The following is a 23,050-nucleotide window of genomic DNA, read 5'->3' on the forward strand; positions in this document are numbered from 1 at the left end:
TCGGGCCACACCCTGGCCGGCGTCACTTCAGATGTGCACCATACAGCCGCGCGCCCGCAGGATCTCAATGACGTTGGGCATGTGGGTGAAATCATTCCAGCGCAGATCCAGCTTGCGCAGCCGGCTCAGTTCACCGAGGCTTTCCGGCAGATCGCTCAGGCGGTTGGCGCGCAGATCCAGACTTCTCAGCGCCGTGAGCTCACCGATATTTTCCGGCAGGCGCGTCAGCTGATTAAAACGCAGGTTCAGCTCGCTCAATCGCGGCAGGCGGCAGAAGGCTGCCGGCAGTTCGGTGATGGCATTGTTGGCTGCATCGAGTATCTCAAGCTCGCCGAGCATAGCCATTTCCGCCGGCAGCGTGGTCAGGGCATTTTTCATGATATGCAACTCGCGCAACGCGCGCAGCTGCCCGATTTCGGCGGGCAGGCTGCGGATGCGATTGTTGTATAAACGCAGCTCCTGCAACGCCGCCAGACTCGGTATTGCCTGCGGCAAGGCGGTCAGTTGGTTATCGGTCGCGTTGAGGTAAACCAACTGCCGCAGTTGCGCCAGCGCACGCGGCAGATCGCTAAAGCCGTTATCGCTCAGGTAGAGGTATTTCAGCCGGTGCAGTTGTCCCAATGTTTCAGGCAGTTCGCTCGCGCGGTTGTGACCAAAATCGAACATCTCGAGCTGTTGCAACTGACCTATCTCCGACGGCAGACGCTCGAGCTGATTGCAGGAGATATTCAGCACCTGCAGGTTGCGATGCCGGAATAGGGAAGTAGGGAAGACCGTCAGCCGGTTGTCGTACAGGCTTACCTTGCGCAGCGCGTGGCCGGCAAACAGCGATTCGTCGAGCTGCGTCAGGCCGCGTCCATCGAGCTCGAGCTCATCACAGGCCGAGGCGGAATTGTGCTGGTGGAGCATGGCGTTCTCCGTCGTAATGGCAGTGTCAGAGCAAAAAAATGCCGGCCTAGGTGGGCCGGCCGGCATTTCGTCTGCGGCGTGAATTACTCGACGCGCAGGATACGGCTGGTATTGGTGGTGCCGACGGTTTCCATCACGTCGCCCTGGGTGACGATCACCAGATCGCCGGAGACCAGGAAGCCTTTGTCGCGCAGGCGATTAACGGCTTCGTTGGCGGCGATGACGCCGTCTTTATGGCTGTCGAAATACACCGGCGTCACGCCGCGATACAGCGCGGTCAGGTTAAGCGTGTGCTCATGACGCGACATGGCGAAGATCGGCAGGCCGGAGCTGATGCGTGACATCATCAGTGCGGTGCGGCCGGACTCGGTCATGGCGATCAGCGCGGTGACGCCTTTCAGGTGGTTGGCCGCATACATCGAAGACATGGCGATCGCCTCTTCGATATTGTCGAACTGCACGTCCAGACGGTGTTTGGAAACGTTGATGCTCGGGATCTTCTCGGCGCCCAGACAAACGCGCGCCATCGCCGCCACGGTTTCCGCCGGGTATTGGCCGGCAGCGGTTTCCGCCGACAGCATGACGGCGTCGGTGCCGTCCAGCACGGCGTTGGCCACGTCCATGACTTCGGCGCGAGTCGGCATCGGGTTGGTGATCATCGACTCCATCATCTGAGTCGCGGTGATCACCGCGCGGTTCAGAGTACGGGCGCGGCGGATCAGTTTCTTCTGGATCCCGACCAGTTCCGGATCGCCGATTTCGACGCCCAGATCGCCACGGGCGACCATCACCACGTCGGAGGCCAGAATGATGTCGTCCATCGCTTCGTCGCTGCAGACCGCTTCGGCGCGCTCAACCTTGGACACGATCTTGGCGTTGCAGCCTGCGTCGCGCGCCAGGCGGCGAGCATAGTTCAGGTCTTCACCGGTGCGCGGGAAGGAGACCGCCAGGTAGTCGACGCCGATCTTGGCGGCGGTGACGATGTCCGCCTTGTCTTTTTCGGTCAGCGCTTCGGCCGACAGGCCGCCGCCGAGTTTGTTGATGCCCTTGTTGTTGGACAACGGGCCGCCAACGGTCACTTCGGTAAACACTTTCATGCCCTGAACTTCGAGCACTTTCAGCTGAACGCGGCCGTCGTCGAGCAGCAAGACGTCGCCCGGCACGACGTCGGCAGGCAGGCCTTTATAGTCGATACCGACTTTTTCTTTATCGCCTTCGCCTTTTGACAGGTTGGCGTCCAGCAGGAATTTATCGCCCACGTTGAGGAAGATTTTGCCTTCCTTGAAGGTGGAAACGCGGATTTTCGGCCCTTGCAGATCGCCGAGGATAGCGACGTGACGTCCCAGTTTGGCAGCGATTTCGCGCACTTTGTCTGCGCGAGCCTGGTGATCTTCCGGGCTGCCGTGGGAGAAGTTAAGCCGAACTACGTTGGCGCCGGCGGCAATGATCTTTTCCAGATTATTGTCGCGGTCTGTAGCCGGACCCAGGGTGGTAACGATTTTGGTTCTTCTGAGCCGTCTGGACATGTATTACTCCGTTGACTGGTGAAGCAAATATTGGTGTTGCGATAACGTCGGATAACGAAACCAGGCGTGAAATGTAATTTTACAACACTGATATTTCACCCGGGTTACCCGCATGAGCGTATTAACAGGGTACAGCCTCTGATGTCGCCATTCAAATGTCTGTTGAACGGCGACTTTTTTCTTCGTCGGGTTACGAGTCAAAACTGTTGGGAATGACTACGCCTTTATCAAAGCGCGATTCTTTGAGCGCTTCTTTGACCCGCTTCAAGTTATCTCTGAATTTAGCCCCTCTGCGCAAGGTAAATCCGGTGGCGAGCACGTCAATGAGCGTTAATTGCGCGATCCGCGACACCATCGGCATGTAAACGTCGGTATCTTCAGGCACGTCGAGCAGCAACGCGAGGGTCGCCGCCTGGGCGAGCGGGGTGTCGCGCGAGGTGATAGCCAGTACCGTGGCGTCGTTTTCTCGCGCCAGGTGGGCCATTTCCACCAGGTTCTTGGTGCGGCCGGTGTGAGAGATCAACACCACCACGTCGCCCTCGCCGGAGTTCATGCAGCTCATGCGCTGCATGACGATGTCATCGAAGTAGACCACCGGAATATTGAAGCGGAAAAATTTGTTCATCGCGTCGTGGGCCACGGCGGCGGAGGCGCCCAGACCGAAGAAAGAGATCTTTTTTGCCTGGGTGAGCAGGTCAACCGCACGATTGATTGCGGCAATATCCAAATTTGCCTTTACTGTATCCAGGCTGGCCATCACCGATTCGAAGATCTTGCTGGTGTAGGAATCGACGCTGTCATCTTCCTCGACGTTGCGGTTTACGTAGGGCGTGCCGTTAGCCAGGCTTTGGGCGAGATGCAGTTTGAAGTCGGGAAAGCCTTTGGTATCAAGGCGACGGCAAAAACGGTTGACGGTGGGTTCGCTGACGTCGGCCATGCGGGCCAGCGTGGCGATGCTGGAGTGAATGGCGGTCTGCGGGGAGGCCAGGATCACCTCGGCGACTTTCCTTTCAGATTTGCTCAGGAGCTCCAGATGGCTCTGGATTTTGTCCAGCGTATTCATATAACGAGAGTCACTCATGGTTTTATCCCTGTGGCTTTCAAGCAACAGCGCCGATTTTCGCCCGTGTTCGCCGTGCAAGCAGACGCCAAACGAGCGGCTGTAACCTGAAATCGATAGGGTATGTCGATTGCAAACAAAGGAGAAATCAATGCCGGTTTAGTGAAAATATACTACGTGCTGGTAACCGTTGGCAGTCTCGACAGGGCGTATGCAGGCTTTTTTCACCAGAATATGACCTGTGTCTAACTTTCATAATGGTAACAGAGCGTCAAAAAAGACGAAAAATTACAGTTTTGCCCGCCTGTGAGGGCGCCGGCGCGCAGTGGCGCTACCACTGAGATCTTAACGTCTTTTTTCTGCTTCTGCGCCGGGTTTGCTGGCCGTAGTCAAACAGAGTACATTAGTAATGTAAGAAAATTACAAATATCCTGCAACGAGGAGATGAACATGGCGGTAACCTCTACAGCCCAGGCGTGTGACCTGGTTATTTTCGGCGCGAAAGGTGATTTGGCGCGCCGTAAGCTGCTGCCTTCCCTGTACCAGTTAGAGAAAGCCGGACACATCCACCCGGATACGCGGATCATCGGCGTCGGCCGCGCGGAGTGGGATAAAAAAGCCTATACCGAAGTGGTCAAGGAAGCGCTTGGCACCTTCATGAAGGAAAAACTGGATGACGAACTCTGGGCCACGCTGAGCGCGCGCCTGGACTTTTGCAACCTGGACGTCAACGACAGCAAGAACTTTACCAAACTCGGTAAAATGCTGGATCAGAAGCACCGCACCACCATCAACTACTTCGCCATGCCGCCAAGCACCTTCGGCGCCATCTGCAAAGGGTTGGGCGAAGCCAAGCTGAACCATGAGCCGGCGCGCGTGGTGATGGAGAAACCGTTGGGCACCGATCTGGCGTCCTCCCGCGTGATCAACGATCAGGTGGCCGAATTCTTCAACGAGTCCCAGGTCTACCGCATCGACCACTACCTCGGCAAAGAGACGGTGTTGAACCTGTTGGCGCTGCGTTTCGCCAACTCGCTGTTCGCGTCCAACTGGGACAACCGCACCATCGATTCGGTGCAGATCACCGTGGCGGAAGAGGTGGGCATCGAAGGGCGCTGGGGCTACTTCGATCAGGCCGGCCAAATGCGCGACATGATCCAGAACCACCTGCTGCAGATCCTGACCATGATCGCCATGTCGCCGCCGGCGGATCTGACCACCGACCGTATCCGCGACGAGAAGGTGAAGGTGCTGCGTTCGCTGCGCCGCATCGATCAGACCAATGTACGGGAAACCACCGTGCGCGGTCAGTACACCGCCGGTTTCGTTCAGGGCAAGAAAGTGCCGGGGTATCTGGAAGAAGAAGGGGCGAACAAGAGCAGCAGCACCGAGACCTTCGTTTCCATCCGCGTGGACATCGACAACTGGCAATGGGCCGGGGTGCCGTTCTATCTGCGTACCGGTAAACGTCTGCCGACCAAATGCTCGGAAGTGGTGGTGTACTTCAAGAATCCGCCGCTTAACCTGTTCAGCGACTCTTATCAGCAGCTGCCGCAAAACAAGCTGACCATTCGTTTGCAACCGGACGAAGGCATCGAAATTCAGGTATTGAACAAGGTGCCGGGGCTGGATCACAAGCACCGCCTGCAGACTACCAAGCTGGATCTGAGTTTCTCGGAAACCTTCAACCAGGAGCACGTGGCGGACGCCTACGAGCGCCTGCTGCTGGAGACCATGCGCGGCATTCAGGCGCTGTTCGTGCGCCGTGACGAAGTGGAAGAGGCCTGGAAGTGGGTCGACTCCATCATGGACGCGTGGAAAGCCGACAACGAAGCGCCTAAGCCTTACCAGGCGGGCACCTGGGGGCCGGTGGCCTCGGTGGCGATGATCACCCGCGACGGCCGTTCCTGGAACGAGTTCGAGTAATGCGCAATGCCGGCAGCCCGTCTGCCGGCTTTTTTTTGCCTGCGATCTGCGCGTGGGCCACATCACTTACGGTACGGCCGGACGTTCGCGCGTTTGCGCGGAGCCCTGTGGCAGGGGCGTGCCATTGTTAACCGCGAGTAATGGAGAAAGAATGATGAAAAACTGGAAAACCAGCGCTGAACAGATCCTGACGGCGGGGCCGGTGGTGCCTGTTATCGTGATCAACACGCTGGAGCAGGCGGTGCCGCTGGCGAAAGCGTTGGTTGCCGGCGGCGTGCGGGTACTGGAGGTGACGCTGCGCACCGCCTGTGCGCTGGAGGCTATCCGCGCTATCGCCCAAGAGGTGCCGGAGGCGATCATCGGCGCCGGTACGGTGATCAATCCACAGCAGCTGCGGGAGGTGACCGAGGCCGGGGCGCAGTTCGCCATCAGCCCGGGGCTGACCGACGCTTTGCTGCAGGCGGCGACGGCGGGGTCAATCCCGTTGATCCCGGGCATCAGCACCGTCTCTGAACTGATGCAGGGCATGGATTACGGCCTGCGCGAATTCAAATTCTTCCCGGCGGAAGCCAACGGCGGCGTGAAGGCGCTGCAGGCGATCGGTGGCCCGTTCCCGCAGGTGCGCTTTTGCCCGACCGGCGGCATTACGCCGAACAATTACCGCGATTATCTGGCGCTAAAAAGCGTATTGTGCATCGGCGGCTCCTGGCTGGTGCCGGCCGATGCGCTCGAAAGCGGCGACTACGCGCGCATCACTGAACTGGCGCGCAGCGCCGTCAGCGGCGCCGCGTTGTAACCCGCGCCAAGCCTGGGGTTGGCGCTTATTTGCTCACCCGCGGATCTCGCAAGGCTCAACGCTCCGTTGGGCCTTTTTTAATTTTTATCGCGATTAACTTTCTTATTTTTAACCCATTTTTTTCTGCTTTTTTATGAAAACGGCAGTTTGCTTTCTTATTTTGGCTGTGGTAAAAATATCTCAGTTGAAAATTTTACTTTTATGAGGATATTGGGCAAATCGCACGGTGTGCGGCTGATAATAGAGAACTATTATGATGACTATTAACGGAACTACCCTCAGAACCTCTACGTGCCAACTTTTCCTGTCTGCGATCCTTGCCAGTGAGCATCACTGGTGCAGCGAGCTATAGCGTCTTTCTCCCTTAACCGGTGCTGGTAGCGGGCTTACGCCTTCGCTCTACCGTTCAGCCGGACAAACATTCTTTTTGCGTTTGGGTCAGTTTATCCCCAGGGATCTCTGCGTCTTGCGCGCCGTACTGCGGCCGTTCGACGAGATAAATCGGGATAAATATGCCTTGGCGCGCGTTATTCGCCGTTTGGGAGAAAAATTATGATTTATTGGATCTTTTTAGGTTTGGCCATCATGACCGAAATCATCGGCACCTTGTCGATGAAATACGCCAGCGTCAATGGCGGCATGATCGGGCATATCGTGATGTACGTGATGATCACCGCGTCTTATGTGTTGCTGTCAGTAGCGGTAAAACGCGTGGCGTTGGGCGTAGCTTATGCGCTATGGGAAGGTATCGGCATTCTGTTCATTACCCTGTTCAGCGTGCTGTGGTTCGACGAGCCCATTTCGGCGCTGAAGGTACTGGGTCTGGCTACGCTGATCGCCGGTATCATGCTGGTGAAATCCGGTACCCGCAAAGAGCGAAAACAGGTCAGCCCGCGAGGTGACAACCATGCAACAGTTTGAGTTGTACCACATTGGGTTCCTGGGATTGGCCATCGTGCTGGAAATCATCGCCAACATCTTCCTGAAGATGTCGGACGGTTTCCGTAAAATTTGGCTGGGATTGCTGTCGCTGCTGTCGGTACTCGGTGCGTTCAGCGCCCTGGCGCAGGCGGTAAAGGGCATCGATCTGTCAATCGCTTACGCGTTGTGGGGCGGTTTCGGTATCGCCGCCACCATCGCCGCAGGCTGGATCATGTTCGGCCAGCGGTTGAACGCCAAAGGTTGGATTGGCCTGGCGCTGCTGTTGACGGGGATGGTGATCCTCAAACTGTCCTGATAGCGGGCAATAAAAAACCGCAGGCGTTGCCGTCTGCGGTTTTTTTTCGTCTGCGCGAGGCTTACAGCGCGGCGATGATTTTGATTTCCACCTTGTACTTCGGATTCATCAGCTGAGCCTGCACGGTGCAGCGCACCGGCGCGCTGCCGGCGACAACCCAGGCGTCCCAGGCGGCGTTCATCGCGGCGAAGTCGGCGGTATTGGCCAGGAAGATGGTGGCATCCAGAATACGGCTTTTGTCCGACCCTACACGTTCCAGCAGCACGTCGATGGCGGCAAGGGCGTTGGCGGTCTGCGCGGTCGCGTCATCGTCCAGATTCTCAGGCACGCTGGTGTAGTAAACGGTCTCGTTGTGCACCACGGCTTCGGACCAGCGCTGATCGGGATCAATTCTTTCGATATTCATTTGCTTATCTCCATATCATAGTCCCGCTAAGGGTAGCACAGCCGGTGATGAAAAAGCGCGGCGATAAAGTGGGTGGTAGCCGGGCGGCAGGCTTGGCATAATCACCGCTGAATGACACCGGCAGAGAGACAGCGTGACAGACGATTTTGCAACAGACGGCGCATTGGCGCAGGCTATCAACGGATTCAAACCGCGTGAGCCGCAGCGGCAGATGGCGCAAGCCGTTACCGAAGCGATCAATTTCAAGCAGGAACTGGTGGTGGAAGCCGGCACCGGCACCGGCAAAACCTTCGCTTATCTGGCGCCGGCGCTGCGTGCCGATCGCAAAGTGATCATCTCCACCGGTTCGAAAGCGCTGCAGGATCAGCTGTATGCGCGCGATCTGCCCACCGTCGCCAAGGCGCTGAAGTACAAAGGCAAGCTGGCGTTGCTGAAGGGGCGCTCCAACTACCTGTGTCTGGAGCGTCTTGAGCAACAGTCGATGGCCGGCGGGGAGCTGGCGGGGCAGACGTTGATCGATCTGGTGCAACTGCGCAAGTGGTCGTCGCAGACCAAAGAGGGTGATATCAGCACCTGCAGCGAAGTGGCGGAAGACAGCTTCGTCTGGCCATTGGTGACCAGCACCAATGACAACTGTCTCGGCAGCGACTGCCCGCTGTATCAGGATTGCTTCGTGGTCAAAGCGCGCCGCCGCGCGATGGATGCGGATGTGGTGGTGGTGAACCATCACCTGTTCCTGGCGGATATGGTGGTGAAAGAGGGCGGCTTCGCCGAGCTGATCCCGGAAGCCGAGGTGATGATTTTCGATGAGGCGCACCAAATTCCCGACATCGCCAGCCAGTATTTCGGCCAGCAGCTCACCAGCCGCCAACTGCTGGATCTGGCGAAGGACATCACCATCGCCTACCGCACCGAGGTGCGCGATGCCGCCCAACTGCAAAAAAGCGCCGACCGTCTCAGCCTGAGCACGCAAGATTTCCGTCTGAATCTGGGGGAGCCGGGTTTTCGCGGCAACCTGCGGGATGTGCTCGGCGAACCGAACGTGCAGCGCGCTTTGTTGCTGCTCGATGACGCGCTGGAGCTGTGTTATGACGTCATGAAACTGTCGCTGGGGCGTTCGGCGTTGCTGGACGCCGCCTTTGAGCGCGCCACGCTGTACCGCGCGCGTCTCAAACGCCTCAAGGCGGTGACGGAACCGGGCTACAGCTATTGGTATGAGTGCAATTCGCGCCACTTCGTGTTGGCGCTGACGCCGCTGACGGTGGCCGATCGTTTCCGCGAAATGCTGGACGAGAAGCCGGGCAGCTGGATCTTTACCTCGGCGACGCTGTCGGTCAACGATCAGTTGGGTCACTTCACCGAACGGCTGGGGCTGACCAAGGCCAAAACGCTGCTGTTGCCGAGCCCGTTCGACTATGCCAAACAGGCGCTGCTGTGCGTGCCGCGCTTTTTGCCTTCGCCGAATCAGCCCGGCGGGGCGCGCCAGCTGGCGCGCATGCTGCGCCCATTAATCGAAGCCAACAACGGCCGCTGCTTCTTCTTGTGCACATCGAACCAGATGATGCGCGAGCTGGCGGAAGAGTTCCGCGCCACGATGACGCTGCCGGTCTTATTGCAAGGGGAAACCAGCAAAGGGCAGCTGTTGGCACAGTTCGTCGCCGCCGGTAACGCGCTGTTGGTGGCGACCAGCAGCTTCTGGGAAGGGGTGGACGTGCGTGGCGATGCGCTGTCGTGCGTGATCATCGATAAGCTGCCGTTTACCTCACCGGACGATCCGCTGCTGAAGGCGCGCATTGAAGATTGTCGCCTGCGCGGCGGCGATCCGTTCAATGACGTGCAGTTGCCGGATGCGGTCATCACCCTGAAACAGGGGGTGGGCCGTTTGATCCGCGATACCGACGATCGCGGCGTGCTGGTGATCTGCGATAACCGTCTGGTGATGCGCCCTTATGGCGAGGTGTTCCTCAATAGCCTGCCGCCTACGCCGCGTACCCGCGATCTGAAGCAGGCGATCGCCTTTTTGCAGGCCGCTGATACGTCGGCCACGTGAAAGATGAAGGGCTTACGGGGCTGTGCTACAATGCGCGCCCTGTATGAAAAACCCAGTTTTATTCCCGCCAGAGGTTGGCATGTCCACGCGAATTTTAGCGATCGATACCGCGACGGAAGCCTGTTCCGTCGCCGTCTGGAATCAAGGCGAAATCCACGCCCTGTTTGAGCTGTGCCCACGCGAGCATACGCAACGTATTTTACCTATGGTGCAGCAGGTGCTGGTGGAATCCGGCCTGGCGCTCAACCAGCTCGATGCGCTGGCCTTCGGCCGCGGCCCCGGCAGTTTTACCGGGGTACGCATCGGCATCGGCATCGCTCAGGGCCTGGCGCTGGGCGCCGATCTGCCGATGATCGGCGTTTCTACGCTGCAAACCATGGCGCAGGGCGCCTGGCGCGTCAGCGGCGCGGAGCGTGTGCTGGCGGCGATCGATGCGCGCATGGGCGAGGTTTACTGGGGGCAGTTCGAACGTCAGGCCGACGGCCGTTGGTTGGAAAGCGAAGGCGAGGCGGTGCTGTCGCCGGCGCAGGCGCTCGAGCGCGTACAGCGCCTGCAGGGCGAATGGGCCCACGTCGGCACCGGCTGGCAAACCTACCCCGATCTGGTCAACGGTTCCACGCTGAGCGTGCGCGACGGCCAGATGCTGTTGCCGCAGGCGGAAGACATGCTGCCGCTGGCGCTGCACGCCTGGCAACAGGGGCTGGTGGTGGCGGTGGAAAACGCCGAGCCGACCTACCTGCGCAATGAAGTGACCTGGAAAAAACTGCCGGGCCGCGAGTAATCGCGGCGTTATTGTGCTGATGTTGATGCCGGGCGATGAAGGCCTGCAACTTGAACGCTGAAACGCGGTCAAAGTTACAGGCATTTCAGGAGATTGCGACCATGTTAATCCGCACTGCAAGTAAAAAGCTGTCGCTGCTGGCCGTCGCCTGCGGCGCGCTGGTTCTGACCGGGTGCGTCACCGTACCGGATGCGATCAAAGGCTCCAGCCCTTCGCCGGTGACTCAGCTTTCCTCGGTACAAAATGCACCGAACCTGTTTACCGGCGCGGAAGCCCGCTTCGGCGGCACCGTGGTGAACGTCGCCAACGAACAAGGGCGCACGCTGCTGGAGATCGCGGCGGTGCCGCTCGACAGCGGTGCGCGGCCGATACTGGGTGAACCGTCGAACGGCCGCTTGCTGGCCACGGTGAACGGCTTCCTCGAACCGGTCGATTTCAAAGGCCAACTGGTGACCGTCGTCGGCCCTATCACCGGCCTGAAAGAGGGACGGATCGGCATGACGCCATATCGCTTCGTAACGATGAACGTGACCGGTTTCAAGCGCTGGCATCTGGTGCAACAGGTGGTGATGCCGCCTGCGCCGATGGGCCCTTGGGGCTGGCGCGGTGGCCCGTGGGGACCCGGCTGGGGCGCCGGCTATGGCTGGTACAACCCCGGCCCGGCACAGGTGCAAACCATCGTAACCGAGTAACATACGCTTGATGTGAACAAATTTGACAGGGCGGCTCAGGCCGCCCTTTTGTTTTTTGGGATAAGGAATATCCGACAATTAGTGACGTACATCGCAACCTGAGTAATGTTTAAAACCCGAACTGGTCTGCTGAGTTAAAATATTGTTATGGTTAGGCTGCGAGTTTGAGGGCTGCGATGATAATTAGTAATGATTTCAGGAGTAATACCTTGGATAAGGTCTGGTTAAAACGGTATCCGGCAGATGTGCCCGCAGAGATTGATGCCGATCGCTATTCGTCGTTGATCGAAATGTTTGAGCATGCCGTGCAGCGCTATGCCGATCAGCCCGCCTTTATCAATATGGGCGAGGTGATGACCTTCCGCAAACTGGAAGAACGCAGCCGGGCTTTCGCGGCTTACCTGCAAAATGAGCTGGGCCTGAAGAAGGGCGACCGCGTCGCGCTGATGATGCCTAACCTGTTGCAATACCCCATTGCCCTGTTCGGCATTCTGCGTGCCGGCATGGTGGTGGTCAACGTCAACCCGCTGTATACCCCGCGCGAGCTGGAGCACCAGTTGAATGACAGCGGCGCCAGTGCCATCGTCATCGTCTCCAACTTTGCCCATACGCTGGAAAAAGTGGTGTTCAACACCCAGGTCAAACACGTGATCCTGACGCGCATGGGCGATCAGCTGTCGGCCGCCAAGGGCACGTTGGTCAACTTCGTGGTCAAATACGTTAAGCGTCTGGTGCCAAAATACAACCTGCCGGACGCCATTTCCTTCCGCAGCGCGCTGCAGCGCGGCCGCCGTTTGCAATATGTAAAACCGGACATCATTAATGCCGATCTGGCTTTCCTGCAATACACCGGCGGCACCACCGGGGTGGCGAAGGGGGCGATGCTGACGCACCGCAACATGCAGGCCAACCTTGAGCAGGCCAAGGCCGCCTATTCGCCGCTGTTCCGTGAAGGGCAGGAGCTGGTGGTGACGGCGCTGCCGCTGTATCACATTTTCGCGCTGACGGTGAACTGCCTGCTGTTTATCGATCTGGGCGGGCGCAATTTGCTGATCACCAACCCGCGTGACATTCCGGGCCTGGTGAAAGAATTGGGCAAATACCCGTTCACCGCCATGAGCGGGGTGAATACGCTGTTCAATGCGTTGCTGAATAACGAAGACTTCCATAAGCTCGATTTCTCTACGCTGCGTTTCTCTGTCGGCGGCGGCATGTCGGTGCAAAAATCGGTGGCCGAGAAGTGGGAGAAAACCACCGGCAAACATCTGCTGGAAGGTTACGGCCTGACGGAGTGCGCGCCGCTGGTGGCCGGCAACCCTTACGATCTTAAACACTACAGCGGCAGCATCGGTCTGCCGGTGCCGTCGACGGACATTCGGTTGGTGGACGACAACGGCCATGACGTGCCGCCGGGCGAGCCGGGCGAACTGTGGGTCAAAGGGCCGCAAGTTATGTTAGGCTATTGGCAGCGCCCGGATGCCACCGACGAAGTGCTGAAAGACGGCTGGCTGGCGACCGGTGATGTGGTGACCGTGGACGATCAGGGATTTGTGCGCATCGTCGACCGCAAGAAAGACATGATCCTGGTCTCGGGTTTCAACGTGTATCCGAACGAGATTGAAGATGTGGTCAGCCAGCACCCGAAAGTGCTGGAATGTGCGGCAATCGGCGTGCCCAGCGAGGCCTCCGGCGAAACGGTGAAGATCTGCGTGGTGAAGAAAGACGCCTCGCTGACCAAGGAAGAGCTGTTGACCCATTGCCGACGCCACCTGACCGGGTATAAAGTGCCTAAAATTGTTGAGTTCCGCGATGAACTGCCGAAGTCGAACGTCGGCAAGATTTTGCGGCGAGAATTGCGCGATGAGCAAAAAGCGCCTAAGCCGGCCGATGCCGCCTAGGTTTCGCTCTCGCGTCAGCCTATCAACAACGCCGGTGAATGCCGGCGTTGTTGTGTTTGAATCCTACAAGAGAATGATGTTTTGAATTATCAGTTGATCACTACCGATGCCGGATTGCAGCAGGTCTGCGAGCAGGCGAGAAAGCATGCCCAGGTTGCGCTGGACACCGAGTTTGTCAGAACGCGTACCTACTATCCGCAGCTGGGCCTGATCCAGCTTTACGACGGTGAACAACTCTCCCTTATCGATCCTCTGCCGATCAAGCACTGGCAACCGTTTGTCGAGCTGCTGGCCGACACCGCCGTGGTGAAGTTCCTGCATGCCGGCAGTGAAGATCTTGAAGTGTTTCTCAACGCCTTTAAAACGCTGCCGACGCCGATGATCGACACTCAGATCCTGGCGGCCTTTACCGGCCGGCCGCTCTCCTGCGGCTTTGCGACGCTGGTGGCGGAGTACATGAAGGTTGAACTGGACAAGAGCGAGTCGCGCACCGACTGGCTGGCGCGCCCGCTGACTGAAAGACAGTGCGTGTATGCGGCCGCCGACGTGTTCTACCTGCTGCCGATGGCCAAACAGTTGGTGCAGGAGACCGAAGAGGCCGGCTGGACCGCTGCGGCCAATAACGAGTGCTTGCTGCTGTGCCAACGCCGTAGCGAGGCGCTGGCGCCGGAAGTGGCCTATCGCGAAATCAGCAATGCCTGGCAGTTGCGCCCGCGTCAGCTGGGGTGTCTGCAGAAGTTGGCGGAATGGCGGTTGCGCCAGGCGCGTGAGCGCGATCTGGCGGTGAACTTCGTGGTTCGCGAGGAGAACCTGTGGCAGGTGGCGCGCTTTATGCCGTCTTCGCTGGGAGAACTGGATTCGCTGGGCCTGAGCGGGCCGGAGATCCGTTATCACGGCAAAACGCTGTTGGCGCTGGTGGCCGAAGCCGAAGCGCTGGAGGAGTCCGAGTTGCCGGCGCCGTTGGCTAACCTTATCGATCAGCCGGGCTACAAGAAGGTGTTTAAGGACATCAAGGCCGCTATCGCCACCGTCAGCGAGCAAAGCGGGTTGAGCAGCGAGCTGCTGGCATCCCGTCGCCAAATTAACCAATTGTTGAACTGGCATTGGAAACTGAAGGACGGCGAGAGTCGCCCTGAATTAATCAGCGGCTGGCGCGGCGATTTATTAATGGCGCCGTTGCAGGACATACTGAAAGATTATTAATCGCTGGTTATCACCAGGGCAGGGTAGGGAAACTCTGCTCGGGTGAATATAGGCAGGAAATAATGCGTTGAAGGTAAATCTGGCCAGAATTTACTTTAAACGAGGTGGCGGCAAAGTTAATTGGGAATTGTCCCAAAGGGAAAAATCGATTTTTTGCTGCCGATAATGCTTAATAACTGGATGCACATACAGTTACCCCCTGCATAAAATATACAGGGGGTAATTAATGCGTCGCAATCATTTAGCTGCTTCTTCCGATTCCGGTAATGTCACGTTAAGTTCAAGTACCGAAATATCGTCCCCTTTCTGCTCGAACTGCACATGCAGCATTTCAGGATCGATCTGAATGTATTTGCAAATAACCGCCAGAATATCGCGTTTCAAATCAGGCAGATACGGGGGCTCACTGTCCCCGCGACGACGCTCTGCGACGATAATCTGCAGCCGTTCCTTGGCTATATTGGCTGTCTGTTTTTTGCGGGACAGAAAGAAGTCTAATAAGGCCATGGTTTATCCCCCAAAAAGGCGTTTCAGGAAACCCTTCTTCTCTTCTTCAATGAAGCGGAATGGGCGTTCTTCCCCCAACAAGCGGCAAACGGTATCGTCATACGCCTTACCGGCGTCCGACTCGGCATCCAGAATGACAGGCTCACCCTGGTTGGAAGCACGCAGTACGGACTGGTCTTCCGGGATCACACCCACCAGTGGAATGCGCAGGATTTCCAGCACGTCTTCCATGCTCAGCATGTCGCCACGGCTGACGCGGCCCGGGTTGTAACGGGTCAGCAGCAGGTGTTCCTTGATAGGCGATTCGCCTTTCTCGGCGCGGCGCGATTTGGAGGAAAGGATGCCCAGGATACGGTCGGAGTCGCGTACCGAAGAGACTTCCGGGTTGGTGGTGATGATAGCTTCGTCGGCGAAATACAGCGCCATCAGCGCACCGGTTTCGATACCGGCCGGAGAGTCGCAGACCACGAAGTCAAAATCCATCTCGCCGAGATCGTTGAGGACTTTTTCAACGCCTTCACGGGTTAACGCGTCTTTGTCGCGTGTCTGCGAAGCCGGCAGGATATAGAGGTTTTCAGTGCGTTTGTCTTTGATCAACGCCTGATTCAGCGTGGCGTCGCCCTGAATCACGTTCACGAAATCATAAACTACCCGACGTTCGCAGCCCATGATCAGGTCAAGATTACGCAGGCCGATATCGAAATCGATCACGACGGTTTTCTTGCCTTTCTGGGCCAGGCCGGTAGCGATGGCCGCGCTCGAAGTGGTCTTGCCAACGCCCCCTTTACCCGATGTAACAACAATAATGCGTGCCATGAAATGGATTCCTTGTCAAAAGGGCTTAATTTAAAGGTTGTATGGTTAAAGCGTTATCCAACAGGCTGAGTCGTACGGCCTGCCCGACGTAATCGGACGGGATTTGGTCGCTCAACCAGTACTGCCCTGCGATAGAGACTAGCTCAGCCGCCAGGTGGGTGCAAAAAATCTGACATTGCGTGTCGCCTGACGCGCCTGCCAGCGCGCGGCCGCGCATCATGCCGTAGACATGAATGTTGCCGTCGGCAATCAGTTCGGCGCCGGCGCTGACGCTGCTGGTCACGATAAGATCGCAATTGCGGGCGTAAATCTGTTGGCCGGAACGGACAGGGGTGCTGATGATACGCGTTTTGGCGGGGGCGTTTTCCGCCACCACGGGCGCAGGTGCAGGCTCCGGCGCCGCCATTTTCTGGCCTCTGCCTTCGCTCAGCAACGGCAGCCCGGCACGGGCTATCGCGCGCTTTTGACGCTCATCTCTGCAACCGCTGATACCCACAACGCGCAGACCTGCCGCCGCGACAGCCTGTTGAAGTTCTTTCCAGTTCGCATCGCCATCCAGCGTTGCGACGTTGATAACAACAGGGGCGTTTTTCAGAAAAGCGGGCGCTTGCTCAACTTTTTCCTGTAACGCCTGGCGTATTACCTCGGGCTGCGAATTATGCAAATGAACAACCGATAGGGTAAAACTGCTGCCTTTTAGCTCAATTGGCGATTGTGACATCTATCCTGACTCAGTCTCAGCAACTTTAAATCCCCGGAATACCACTCGGGGTGCGATATTCCGATGTACTATAAGCATGTTATAGTCAGAGTTATATCCAGGCAAGACGCTCCCTCAATTAAATAGAGTTAAAAAAATGCTTTGTGTGATCTATAGAAGCCCGAAACGCGATCAAACTTATCTTTATGTCGAAAAAAAAGACGATTTCTCTCGTGTGCCGGAAGCGCTGATGAAAAGTTTCGGCGTACCGCAATTCGCCATGATGCTTTCACTCGATGAACGCAAGAAATTGGCCTCGGCGGATATCGAAAAGGTGAAACAGGCGCTGAAAGACGAAGGTTATTACCTGCAGTTCCCGCCGCCGGTGGAAAACCTGCTCAATCAGCATTTGGCGGGCGACAAGGCCTGAGACCGCCGCTACGGTCAGGGGAGGCATGATGACACGTTCGGCGAGAAGTACCGCGTTGGCCGTTTGGCTGGCGCTGGGCGGTGCGATGATGCCGGGCGCACCGCAGGCGGCGCAGGAGACGACGCTGGCGACCAGCGGGCGCGATCCGGCGCAGTTCCCGGCGTATGTCGAGCAACTGAAGCGCCGGGCGCGGGAACAGGGCATCAGTCAGGCCACCCTTGACCGCGCCTTTGCGCAAATCCATTTCGTCGATCGGGTGATCAAGGCCGACCGCAATCAGCCGGAGCAGAAGATCACTTTGGACGATTACCTGCGGCGGGTGATGTCGCCCGCCAAGGTGCGGCAGGGGCGCGAACTGTACCGGCAGCGCCATGCGCAATGGCTGCGGGCCAGCGAACGCTATCGGGTGCCGGGGCGCTATATCATCGCGTTGTGGGGAATGGAGAGCGCCTATGGCAAGATCCAGGGGCGGGAGGACGTGGTGTCCGCGCTGGCGACGCTGGCGTTCGAAGGGCGCCGCGAGGCCTTTTTCAGCCGGGAGCTGCTGGCGGCGCTGCAGATAGTCGAACAGGGGCACGTTGGCGATACGCCACTGAAAGGGTCCTGGGCCGGCGCGATGGGGCAATGTCAGTTTATGCCAAGCTCCTTCCTGCGTTATGCGGCGGACGGCGACGGTGACGGGCGCATCGATATCTGGAATAACATTGACGACGTTTTCGCGTCCACGGCCAGCTACCTGTCCAAAGAGGGCTGGCAGCCCGGCATCGGTTGGGGGCGCGAGGTCAAACTGCCCGCCGGCTTCAATCGAGCCGAACTGGGCCTGAAAGACGCGCAGGCGCGCAGCGTCAACGACTGGCAGAAACGCGGCGTGCGCCGTGCGGATGGCCGCGCGTTGCCGCACGCCGTGCAGCGCGGCTGGATCATCGCGCCGGATGATCTGCAGGGGCGGACCTTCTTGGTCTATGATAATTTCCGCACCCTGATGCACTGGAATCGCTCTTACTATTTCGCTATCGCCGTGGGTATGATGGCAGACGCGATCGGGCATTGATCCGGCACACCAATAATCGGCTTGGCGCGCCAAGCCTCTACAGTTTGGGAGAAGCGGTATGTATCAACACAGAGACTGGCAGGGTTCGCTGCTCGATTTCCCGGTGAACAAGGTGGTCTGCGTCGGCAGCAACTACGCCGATCACATCAAGGAAATGGGCAGCGCGGTGTCCGTCGAACCGGTGGTGTTCATCAAACCGGAAACGGCGTTATGCGATATCCGCCAGCCGGTGGCCATCCCTAAAGAGTTCGGTTCAGTACACCATGAGGTAGAGCTGGCGGTACTGATCGGCACGCCGTTGAAGCAGGCCAACGAAGATCGCGTGGCGCGTGCGATTGCCGGTTACGGCGTGGCGCTCGATCTGACGCTGCGCGATCTGCAAGCCGGTTTTAAAAAGGCCGGTCAGCCGTGGGAAAAGGCCAAAGCCTTCGACGGGTCTTGTCCGATGTCGGGATTTATCCCGGTGGCGGAATTCGGCGATCCGCAAAACGCCGAGCTGTCGTTGACGGTCAACGATCAACTGCGCCAGCAGGGCAATACGCGTGACATGATCACGCCGATCCTGCCGCTAATCAGCTACATGAGCCGTTTCTTCACGCTGCGCGCCGGCGACATCATCCTGACCGGCACGCCGCAGGGCGTAGGCCCGATGGCTTCCGGCGACATGCTGAAAATCAGTCTGAACGGTAAAGCGCTCAGCACCCGGGTGATCTGATCGCTGTTGGCCGCCGGCATCGTCGGCGGCAAAACTTGCATCTCGCGGCTAAAATGTCTATATAGTCCCCCCTCGAACCTGTGCGCAGGTGAGTTATCCATTTACCGAAACCGGACGCTAACATGTCACAACTCGCTTTTTGGCAACAGAAAACGCTGGCGGAAATGTCAGAACAAGAGTGGGAATCGCTGTGCGACGGGTGCGGGCAATGCTGTTTGAATAAGCTGATCGACGAAGATACCGACGAGATTTATTTTACCAACGTAGCCTGCAACCAGCTCAACATCAAATCCTGCCAATGCCGTAACTACGAGCGGCGCTTCGAGCTGGAAGAGGACTGCATCAAATTGACGCGCGAAAACCTCACCACCTTCGATTGGTTGCCGCCGACCTGCGCCTATCGCCTGATCGGCGAAGGCAAGCCGCTGTTCCCCTGGCACCCGTTGCTGAGCGGCTCCAAGGCGGCGATGCACGGTGAGCGCATCACGGTGCGGCATATCGCGGTGCGCGAGAGTGAAGTGGTGGACTGGCAGGACCATATCCTCAACAAGCCGGACTGGGCCAGATAACGCCGGACCGCTTGCGCAGCAAGACGCGTTTTCATGCAAGAGGGCGGCGTGTCAGGACACGGCGCCCTCTGCAATTGCGCTAACCGGCAGGCGTGAGGTTATGGCATAAGCCATCACTTCACTCTTTTTTGTCGCGGCGGCGCCAGTTGGCCAGATTTTTCAGCGGCTGCTTCACGTAAGGGCTGGCTTTAATCAGGCTGAACAGCAGTTTATTTACCGCCGTCCCCACTTTGTCCATCGGCCGGTCGATATCGAGAAACAGCACCGCACGCAGTTCATCGGTATCATTGCGCACCTCGTGTTCATAAGAGTCATCAAACAAAATGACCTTGCCTTCATCCCAGTGCAGGATCTGATCGTCGACGCGGATCCAGAGCTTTTCCCGATCCTTTGGCACGATCAATCCCAAATGCGCGCGCACCACGGCACGAGTCGGGCCTTTGTGGGGGACGATGTGATAGTGCGGCTTAAGGATCGAAAACATGGCAGTGCGCATGCCGGGGATCTCGCTGACCGCCTGTGCGGTGTGCGGACAAATGGCGCAGTTCTCATCAACGCGCTGCCCGTAGACAAATAGCCCGAAGGTTTTCCAATTATCCCCTTTGGAGATGCGTTTCTGATCCGGTGATATTTGGTGGAACGCGGGGATGTCCTCCGGGTGCTCCAGTAACCGATCCAACTCCTGGCGAATGGCAGGCCAACGGGCTTCCAGCGCCGCCACCCAATTAAATTCATGATTACCGATCCGCGGCGTAGTGGAGATGAGCGAATGGCGAGTTTGAAATTCGCCGTTCCAGCGCAGGAATTTTTTCCCTGCTTTGAGCAGCATGCGCCGCAGGAATGGGCGCTGAGACGTGGGGGAAAAGGTGCTATCCGGCATAAATCGTATCCTTGATATCATTGGCCTACTGCATTCAGCATAAGGAAAGAATCACGAACGATTTTAATCATTAGTGCGCGAACGGTGGCCGATGAGTGATACCGCGCAGAGTTAAATTTGAATGATTTATTTAAAGGCAGCGGGGACTGACGGTTGGGGGAGAAGGAAAAAAGCCCCTGCAAAGATGAGGGGCAAGACACACAACAACACCAGGGAAATCGGTAGTACTCACTTTGCCGATACTATAAGGATTTTATGGGCAAACTTCACCAAAATATTGTGCTCTGAATGTGACAAAGACGCAGTCGTTCATAAATAACGGTAATTTATTGATGCCCGCAGGCCGTGAGGAAAGTGCCTGCACAGCATGTGTTGGCCCGCTGGCAACGCAGAAGTTTAATGTTATGTAAATTACGCGCTTAATCGAGCCAGGATGCTTCTTTTTAAACGATAAGTTGAGTAATTTGGCCGCTCTCCCGCAAGTTCGAGAGCATAACAATGAAAATGGTCCGTCTGTTTGCCGTAGCTGGGGCACTGATCGTGCTCGTTTACTTCCTTACACATACCTGAAATGGGGTTATCTCTGAATTCAACAGTAATACCCTAAAGAAACGGCGCCCTGAGGCGCCGTTTTTTGTTTGTTGGCCTATCAGCGGCCGAACAAATCGCGGCGGCGTGGGCGGACAAATTGCGCGATCAGCACAATCAGCGCCACCAGCAGATAGGCACCGAAGATACCCACCAGCCACTGTGGCATTTCCAGCGTCAGGAACTGCCATTGACGCACGGAACAGTCACCGGAAGCGTGGAACACCGCAGGCAGCCATTTATCCAGCGGCAGCCAGGACGGGAAGCTGACGAAGAAATCGCAGGTATTGAACGGCGAGGGGTGCAGTTGGATCATGGTGTGTTTCCACGCCAGCTGTACGCCTTCCCAGGCGCTGTAGATCCACAGCAGGATCGCCACATAGCGCAGCGGCGTTTTCGGCGCGATGGCGCCCACCAGTGAGGCGCCGAGGATGCCGAACAGCGCGCAACGCTCGTAAATGCACATGACGCAGGGCTGCAGCAGCATAACGTGCTGGAAATAGAGCGCGACCAGTTCCAACACCAACGCTGTCAGGGCCATCAGCAGCCAGGCGCCGCGTCCTTGTGAACAGCGGTTAAAGAATTGCAACATATCTAGATTCTTCCATGCAGTAAGCAATTGAACCGGCAGTGTAAACCAATTCCCCCTCGCTGCCAGCCACCTGGGCCGGTTTCAGCGTAAAAATAGTCGGTTTACCCTGCCGGCGCCGCATCAGTGGCCGATGGCGTCGACAGGCGGCAGCGTCAGCCAGTGCCACTGTGTCAACAGTTCGGTCGCCGGCTCCAGCGTGAACTGTACGCACAGCAGGCCGACCACGGTCAATACGATCGTATAAGGCAGAGCCATCCACACCATGCGGCCATACGACAGACGCACCAGCGGCGCCAAGGCCGACGTCAAAAGGAACAGGAACGCCGCCTGGCCGTTAGGGGTCGCGACCGAAGGCAGGTTGGTGCCGGTATTGATGGCGACCGCCAGCAGTTCGAACTGTTTCAGCGCAATGGCGCCGGTTTCCAGCGCGGTGCGCGCTTCGTTGATGTAAACCGTGCCGACGAATACGTTGTCGGAAACCGACGACAGCAGACCGTTGAACAGGTAGAACAGCGAAAGCTGAGAAGCGGGCTCGGCGCGCAGTACAAACTGGATCACCGGGCTGAACAGGTGTTGCTCAATGATCACGGCCACCACGGTGAAAAATACCGTCAGCAGGGCGGTGAACGGCAGCGCCTCCTGGAACGCTTTGCCGATGGCGTGTTCGTCGTTCACGCCGCACAGCGATGTGGCGAGAATGATGACCGACAGGCCGATCAGCCCGACTTCCGCCAGGTGGAAGGCCAGCGCCAGCACCAGCCAAACGCCGATCAGCGCCTGCATCACCAGCTTGAGTCTTTCTTGCTTGCTGCGGCCTGCGGTGGCCTTGCGATCATACTCTTTCAGCACCTCACGTACCGCTTCCGGCAGTGGCGTGCCGTAGCCAAACAGGCGAAAACGCTCTACCAGCCAGCAGACCAGCAGGCCGCATGCCAGCACCGGCAAAGTGACCGGCGCCATCCGCAGGAAGAAGTCGATAAAGCCCCAGCCCGCGCTTTTGGCGATGATCAGGTTCTGTGGCTCGCCCACCATGGTCATGACTCCGCCGAGCGCGGTGCCGACGCCGGCGTGCATCAGCAGGCTGCGCAGAAAGGCGCGGAATTGCTCCAGCGTCTGCTTGCGCTCTTCGCCGGTGAAATCGCTGTCATCGCCGATGTCGCCGTCGGAGCGGTTCGACGTCACATTGTGATAGATGGAATAGAACCCCGTGGCGACGCTGATCACCACCGCCACGACCGTCAGCGCATCGAGGAAGGCGGAAAGGAAAGCGGCCGCCAGGCAGAACGCCAGCGACAGCAGCGTTTTCGAGCGGATATTGAGCAGCAGTTTGGTGAACACGAACAGCAGCAGTTGCTTCATAAAGTAGATGCCGGCCACCATAAAGACCAGCAGCAGCAGCACGTCCAGATTATGTTCGATTTCTTGCGAAACCTGCGCCGGGCTGGTCATGCCGATGGCCACGGCTTCCAGCGCCAGCAGGCCGCCCGGCAGCAGCGGGTAACATTTCAACGCCATCGCCAGGGTAAAGATGAACTCGATCACCAACAGCCAACCCGCGAGAAACGGGCTGGCGAAAAAAAACACCAGCGGGTTGATCGCCAGGAAAATGAGAATGGTCAGTTTGTACCAGTCGGGAGATTGCCCCAGGAAGTTTTTGAGCAGGGCGCTGCGCAAGGTTGTTTCCATTGTCCTTTATGCATCCTTAAATCAGTCGTAGC

Annotated in this window: 23 protein-coding genes; 13 read left to right on the top strand and 10 right to left on the bottom strand. The window is 57.8% G+C overall.

Going from position 1 to position 23,050, the window contains the following annotated elements; genetic code table 11:
* Positions 1-27: 27 nt before the first annotated feature.
* From ACJ8PE_RS04065 to ACJ8PE_RS04075, 3 genes are all read right to left on the bottom strand, one after another.
* Positions 28-909 carry a leucine-rich repeat domain-containing protein gene (locus ACJ8PE_RS04065; RefSeq protein ID WP_197793526.1) on the bottom strand — a complete coding sequence of 294 codons (882 nt, stop codon included), beginning with the start codon at positions 907-909 and terminating at the stop codon, positions 28-30.
* Positions 910-992: 83 nt separating this feature from the next.
* Entirely contained in the window at positions 993-2,435 is a 1,443-nt protein-coding gene (gene pyk, locus ACJ8PE_RS04070) for a pyruvate kinase (protein WP_019452801.1), read from the bottom strand.
* 190 nt (positions 2,436-2,625) lie between these two features.
* Positions 2,626-3,498, bottom strand: coding sequence for a MurR/RpiR family transcriptional regulator (locus ACJ8PE_RS04075; RefSeq protein ID WP_033643347.1), 873 nt, complete (start codon positions 3,496-3,498; stop codon positions 2,626-2,628).
* A gap of 447 nt (positions 3,499-3,945) precedes the next feature.
* Between ACJ8PE_RS04075 and zwf the strand changes: the two genes are divergently transcribed.
* From zwf to mdtI, 4 genes are all read left to right on the top strand, one after another.
* A complete protein-coding gene (gene zwf / locus ACJ8PE_RS04080; RefSeq protein WP_033643346.1) occupies positions 3,946-5,421 on the top strand; it encodes a glucose-6-phosphate dehydrogenase in 1,476 nt (491 codons plus the stop codon).
* A 154-nt stretch (positions 5,422-5,575) separates the two neighbouring features.
* Positions 5,576-6,217, top strand: a complete 642-nt coding sequence (locus ACJ8PE_RS04085; protein WP_197793547.1) for a bifunctional 4-hydroxy-2-oxoglutarate aldolase/2-dehydro-3-deoxy-phosphogluconate aldolase — start codon at positions 5,576-5,578, stop codon at positions 6,215-6,217.
* Positions 6,218-6,769: 552 nt separating this feature from the next.
* Positions 6,770-7,138, top strand: a complete 369-nt coding sequence (gene mdtJ / locus ACJ8PE_RS04090; protein WP_004932327.1) for a multidrug/spermidine efflux SMR transporter subunit MdtJ — start codon at positions 6,770-6,772, stop codon at positions 7,136-7,138.
* Positions 7,125-7,454: a multidrug/spermidine efflux SMR transporter subunit MdtI gene (gene mdtI, locus ACJ8PE_RS04095; RefSeq protein ID WP_016927446.1), complete on the top strand. Its 330-nt coding sequence runs from the start codon at positions 7,125-7,127 to the stop codon at positions 7,452-7,454. The genes mdtJ and mdtI overlap by 14 nt, the downstream gene beginning before the upstream one ends.
* Before the next feature lie 61 nt (positions 7,455-7,515).
* On the opposite strand, the gene ACJ8PE_RS04100 is transcribed toward mdtI, so the two are convergent.
* On the bottom strand, positions 7,516-7,860 hold the full coding sequence (locus ACJ8PE_RS04100; RefSeq protein ID WP_004932322.1) for a RidA family protein: 345 nt from the start codon (positions 7,858-7,860) through the stop codon (positions 7,516-7,518).
* 133 nt (positions 7,861-7,993) lie between these two features.
* Between ACJ8PE_RS04100 and ACJ8PE_RS04105 the strand changes: the two genes are divergently transcribed.
* The 5 genes from ACJ8PE_RS04105 to rnd all read left to right on the top strand — a co-directional run bounded on the left by ACJ8PE_RS04105 (position 7,994) and on the right by rnd (position 14,484).
* The gene (locus tag ACJ8PE_RS04105) at positions 7,994-9,910 is read left to right on the top strand and encodes an ATP-dependent DNA helicase (RefSeq protein ID WP_404768857.1); all 1,917 of its coding nucleotides are present in this window, start codon (positions 7,994-7,996) and stop codon (positions 9,908-9,910) included.
* Between the two features lie 79 nt (positions 9,911-9,989).
* Positions 9,990-10,691 carry a tRNA (adenosine(37)-N6)-threonylcarbamoyltransferase complex dimerization subunit type 1 TsaB gene (gene tsaB, locus ACJ8PE_RS04110; protein WP_197759753.1) on the top strand — a complete coding sequence of 234 codons (702 nt, stop codon included), beginning with the start codon at positions 9,990-9,992 and terminating at the stop codon, positions 10,689-10,691.
* 101 nt (positions 10,692-10,792) lie between these two features.
* A complete protein-coding gene (locus tag ACJ8PE_RS04115) occupies positions 10,793-11,383 on the top strand; it encodes a Slp family lipoprotein (protein WP_021503867.1) in 591 nt (196 codons plus the stop codon).
* Between the two features lie 209 nt (positions 11,384-11,592).
* Positions 11,593-13,281, top strand: a complete 1,689-nt coding sequence (fadD, locus tag ACJ8PE_RS04120; protein WP_033643344.1) for a long-chain-fatty-acid--CoA ligase FadD — start codon at positions 11,593-11,595, stop codon at positions 13,279-13,281.
* 81 nt (positions 13,282-13,362) lie between these two features.
* The gene (rnd, locus tag ACJ8PE_RS04125) at positions 13,363-14,484 is read left to right on the top strand and encodes a ribonuclease D (protein ID WP_046687239.1); all 1,122 of its coding nucleotides are present in this window, start codon (positions 13,363-13,365) and stop codon (positions 14,482-14,484) included.
* A gap of 237 nt (positions 14,485-14,721) precedes the next feature.
* Here rnd and minE read toward each other — a convergent pair whose 3' ends face one another.
* Genes minE through minC form a run of 3 tightly spaced genes read right to left on the bottom strand, consistent with a single transcriptional unit; the run spans position 14,722 to position 16,528 of the window.
* Positions 14,722-14,991: a cell division topological specificity factor MinE gene (gene minE, locus ACJ8PE_RS04130; protein ID WP_004932303.1), complete on the bottom strand. Its 270-nt coding sequence runs from the start codon at positions 14,989-14,991 to the stop codon at positions 14,722-14,724.
* Between the two features lie 3 nt (positions 14,992-14,994).
* Positions 14,995-15,807, bottom strand: a complete 813-nt coding sequence (gene minD / locus ACJ8PE_RS04135; protein ID WP_004932300.1) for a septum site-determining protein MinD — start codon at positions 15,805-15,807, stop codon at positions 14,995-14,997.
* A 25-nt stretch (positions 15,808-15,832) separates the two neighbouring features.
* Complete coding sequence (gene minC, locus ACJ8PE_RS04140) at positions 15,833-16,528, bottom strand: septum site-determining protein MinC (RefSeq protein WP_099785873.1); 696 nt, start codon at positions 16,526-16,528, stop codon at positions 15,833-15,835.
* 136 nt (positions 16,529-16,664) lie between these two features.
* Here minC and ACJ8PE_RS04145 point away from each other — a divergent pair, with 136 nt between their 5' ends.
* From ACJ8PE_RS04145 to ACJ8PE_RS04160, 4 genes are all read left to right on the top strand, one after another.
* Complete coding sequence (locus tag ACJ8PE_RS04145; protein WP_033643340.1) at positions 16,665-16,937, top strand: YcgL domain-containing protein; 273 nt, start codon at positions 16,665-16,667, stop codon at positions 16,935-16,937.
* Positions 16,938-16,965: 28 nt separating this feature from the next.
* Positions 16,966-17,988: a lytic murein transglycosylase gene (locus tag ACJ8PE_RS04150; RefSeq protein ID WP_089192611.1), complete on the top strand. Its 1,023-nt coding sequence runs from the start codon at positions 16,966-16,968 to the stop codon at positions 17,986-17,988.
* Positions 17,989-18,046: 58 nt separating this feature from the next.
* Positions 18,047-18,703: a fumarylacetoacetate hydrolase family protein gene (locus tag ACJ8PE_RS04155; protein WP_046896694.1), complete on the top strand. Its 657-nt coding sequence runs from the start codon at positions 18,047-18,049 to the stop codon at positions 18,701-18,703.
* Between the two features lie 122 nt (positions 18,704-18,825).
* Positions 18,826-19,272, top strand: a complete 447-nt coding sequence (locus ACJ8PE_RS04160; RefSeq protein ID WP_025159803.1) for a YcgN family cysteine cluster protein — start codon at positions 18,826-18,828, stop codon at positions 19,270-19,272.
* A 118-nt stretch (positions 19,273-19,390) separates the two neighbouring features.
* Here the strand turns inward: ACJ8PE_RS04160 and ACJ8PE_RS04165 are convergent, their stop codons facing one another.
* The 3 genes from ACJ8PE_RS04165 to nhaB form a co-directional block, all read right to left on the bottom strand.
* Positions 19,391-20,152 carry an aspartyl/asparaginyl beta-hydroxylase domain-containing protein gene (locus ACJ8PE_RS04165; protein WP_197759755.1) on the bottom strand — a complete coding sequence of 254 codons (762 nt, stop codon included), beginning with the start codon at positions 20,150-20,152 and terminating at the stop codon, positions 19,391-19,393.
* A 649-nt stretch (positions 20,153-20,801) separates the two neighbouring features.
* Positions 20,802-21,332 (bottom strand): disulfide bond formation protein DsbB, encoded by a 531-nt coding sequence (dsbB, locus tag ACJ8PE_RS04170; protein ID WP_033643335.1) that lies wholly within the window; start codon positions 21,330-21,332, stop codon positions 20,802-20,804.
* A gap of 120 nt (positions 21,333-21,452) precedes the next feature.
* The gene (gene nhaB, locus ACJ8PE_RS04175) at positions 21,453-23,018 is read right to left on the bottom strand and encodes a sodium/proton antiporter NhaB (protein WP_042784729.1); all 1,566 of its coding nucleotides are present in this window, start codon (positions 23,016-23,018) and stop codon (positions 21,453-21,455) included.
* Positions 23,019-23,050: the final 32 nt, after the last annotated feature.

It is taken from the genome of Serratia sp. CY74737 (assembly GCF_052166775.1).
GTDB lineage: Bacteria > Pseudomonadota > Gammaproteobacteria > Enterobacterales > Enterobacteriaceae > Serratia > Serratia ureilytica.

Bases quoted from the DNA above. Each gene is read 5' to 3' on its own strand.
- dsbB (WP_033643335.1), bottom strand. From the start codon at position 21,332: ATGTTGCAATTCTTTAACCGCTGTTCACAAGGACGCGGCGCCTGGCTG.
- zwf (WP_033643346.1), top strand. From the start codon at position 3,946: ATGGCGGTAACCTCTACAGCCCAGGCGTGTGACCTGGTTATTTTCGGC.
- minC (WP_099785873.1), bottom strand. From the start codon at position 16,528: ATGTCACAATCGCCAATTGAGCTAAAAGGCAGCAGTTTTACCCTATCG.
- ACJ8PE_RS04065 (WP_197793526.1), bottom strand. From the start codon at position 909: ATGCTCCACCAGCACAATTCCGCCTCGGCCTGTGATGAGCTCGAGCTC.
- pyk (WP_019452801.1), bottom strand. From the start codon at position 2,435: ATGTCCAGACGGCTCAGAAGAACCAAAATCGTTACCACCCTGGGTCCG.
- ACJ8PE_RS04150 (WP_089192611.1), top strand. From the start codon at position 16,966: ATGACACGTTCGGCGAGAAGTACCGCGTTGGCCGTTTGGCTGGCGCTG.
- tsaB (WP_197759753.1), top strand. From the start codon at position 9,990: ATGTCCACGCGAATTTTAGCGATCGATACCGCGACGGAAGCCTGTTCC.
- minE (WP_004932303.1), bottom strand. From the start codon at position 14,991: ATGGCCTTATTAGACTTCTTTCTGTCCCGCAAAAAACAGACAGCCAAT.
- minD (WP_004932300.1), bottom strand. From the start codon at position 15,807: ATGGCACGCATTATTGTTGTTACATCGGGTAAAGGGGGCGTTGGCAAG.
- ACJ8PE_RS04145 (WP_033643340.1), top strand. From the start codon at position 16,665: ATGCTTTGTGTGATCTATAGAAGCCCGAAACGCGATCAAACTTATCTT.
- ACJ8PE_RS04165 (WP_197759755.1), bottom strand. From the start codon at position 20,152: ATGCCGGATAGCACCTTTTCCCCCACGTCTCAGCGCCCATTCCTGCGG.
- mdtI (WP_016927446.1), top strand. From the start codon at position 7,125: ATGCAACAGTTTGAGTTGTACCACATTGGGTTCCTGGGATTGGCCATC.
- mdtJ (WP_004932327.1), top strand. From the start codon at position 6,770: ATGATTTATTGGATCTTTTTAGGTTTGGCCATCATGACCGAAATCATC.
- ACJ8PE_RS04075 (WP_033643347.1), bottom strand. From the start codon at position 3,498: ATGAATACGCTGGACAAAATCCAGAGCCATCTGGAGCTCCTGAGCAAA.
- ACJ8PE_RS04100 (WP_004932322.1), bottom strand. From the start codon at position 7,860: ATGAATATCGAAAGAATTGATCCCGATCAGCGCTGGTCCGAAGCCGTG.
- ACJ8PE_RS04155 (WP_046896694.1), top strand. From the start codon at position 18,047: ATGTATCAACACAGAGACTGGCAGGGTTCGCTGCTCGATTTCCCGGTG.
- ACJ8PE_RS04115 (WP_021503867.1), top strand. From the start codon at position 10,793: ATGTTAATCCGCACTGCAAGTAAAAAGCTGTCGCTGCTGGCCGTCGCC.
- ACJ8PE_RS04085 (WP_197793547.1), top strand. From the start codon at position 5,576: ATGAAAAACTGGAAAACCAGCGCTGAACAGATCCTGACGGCGGGGCCG.
- nhaB (WP_042784729.1), bottom strand. From the start codon at position 23,018: ATGGAAACAACCTTGCGCAGCGCCCTGCTCAAAAACTTCCTGGGGCAA.
- ACJ8PE_RS04160 (WP_025159803.1), top strand. From the start codon at position 18,826: ATGTCACAACTCGCTTTTTGGCAACAGAAAACGCTGGCGGAAATGTCA.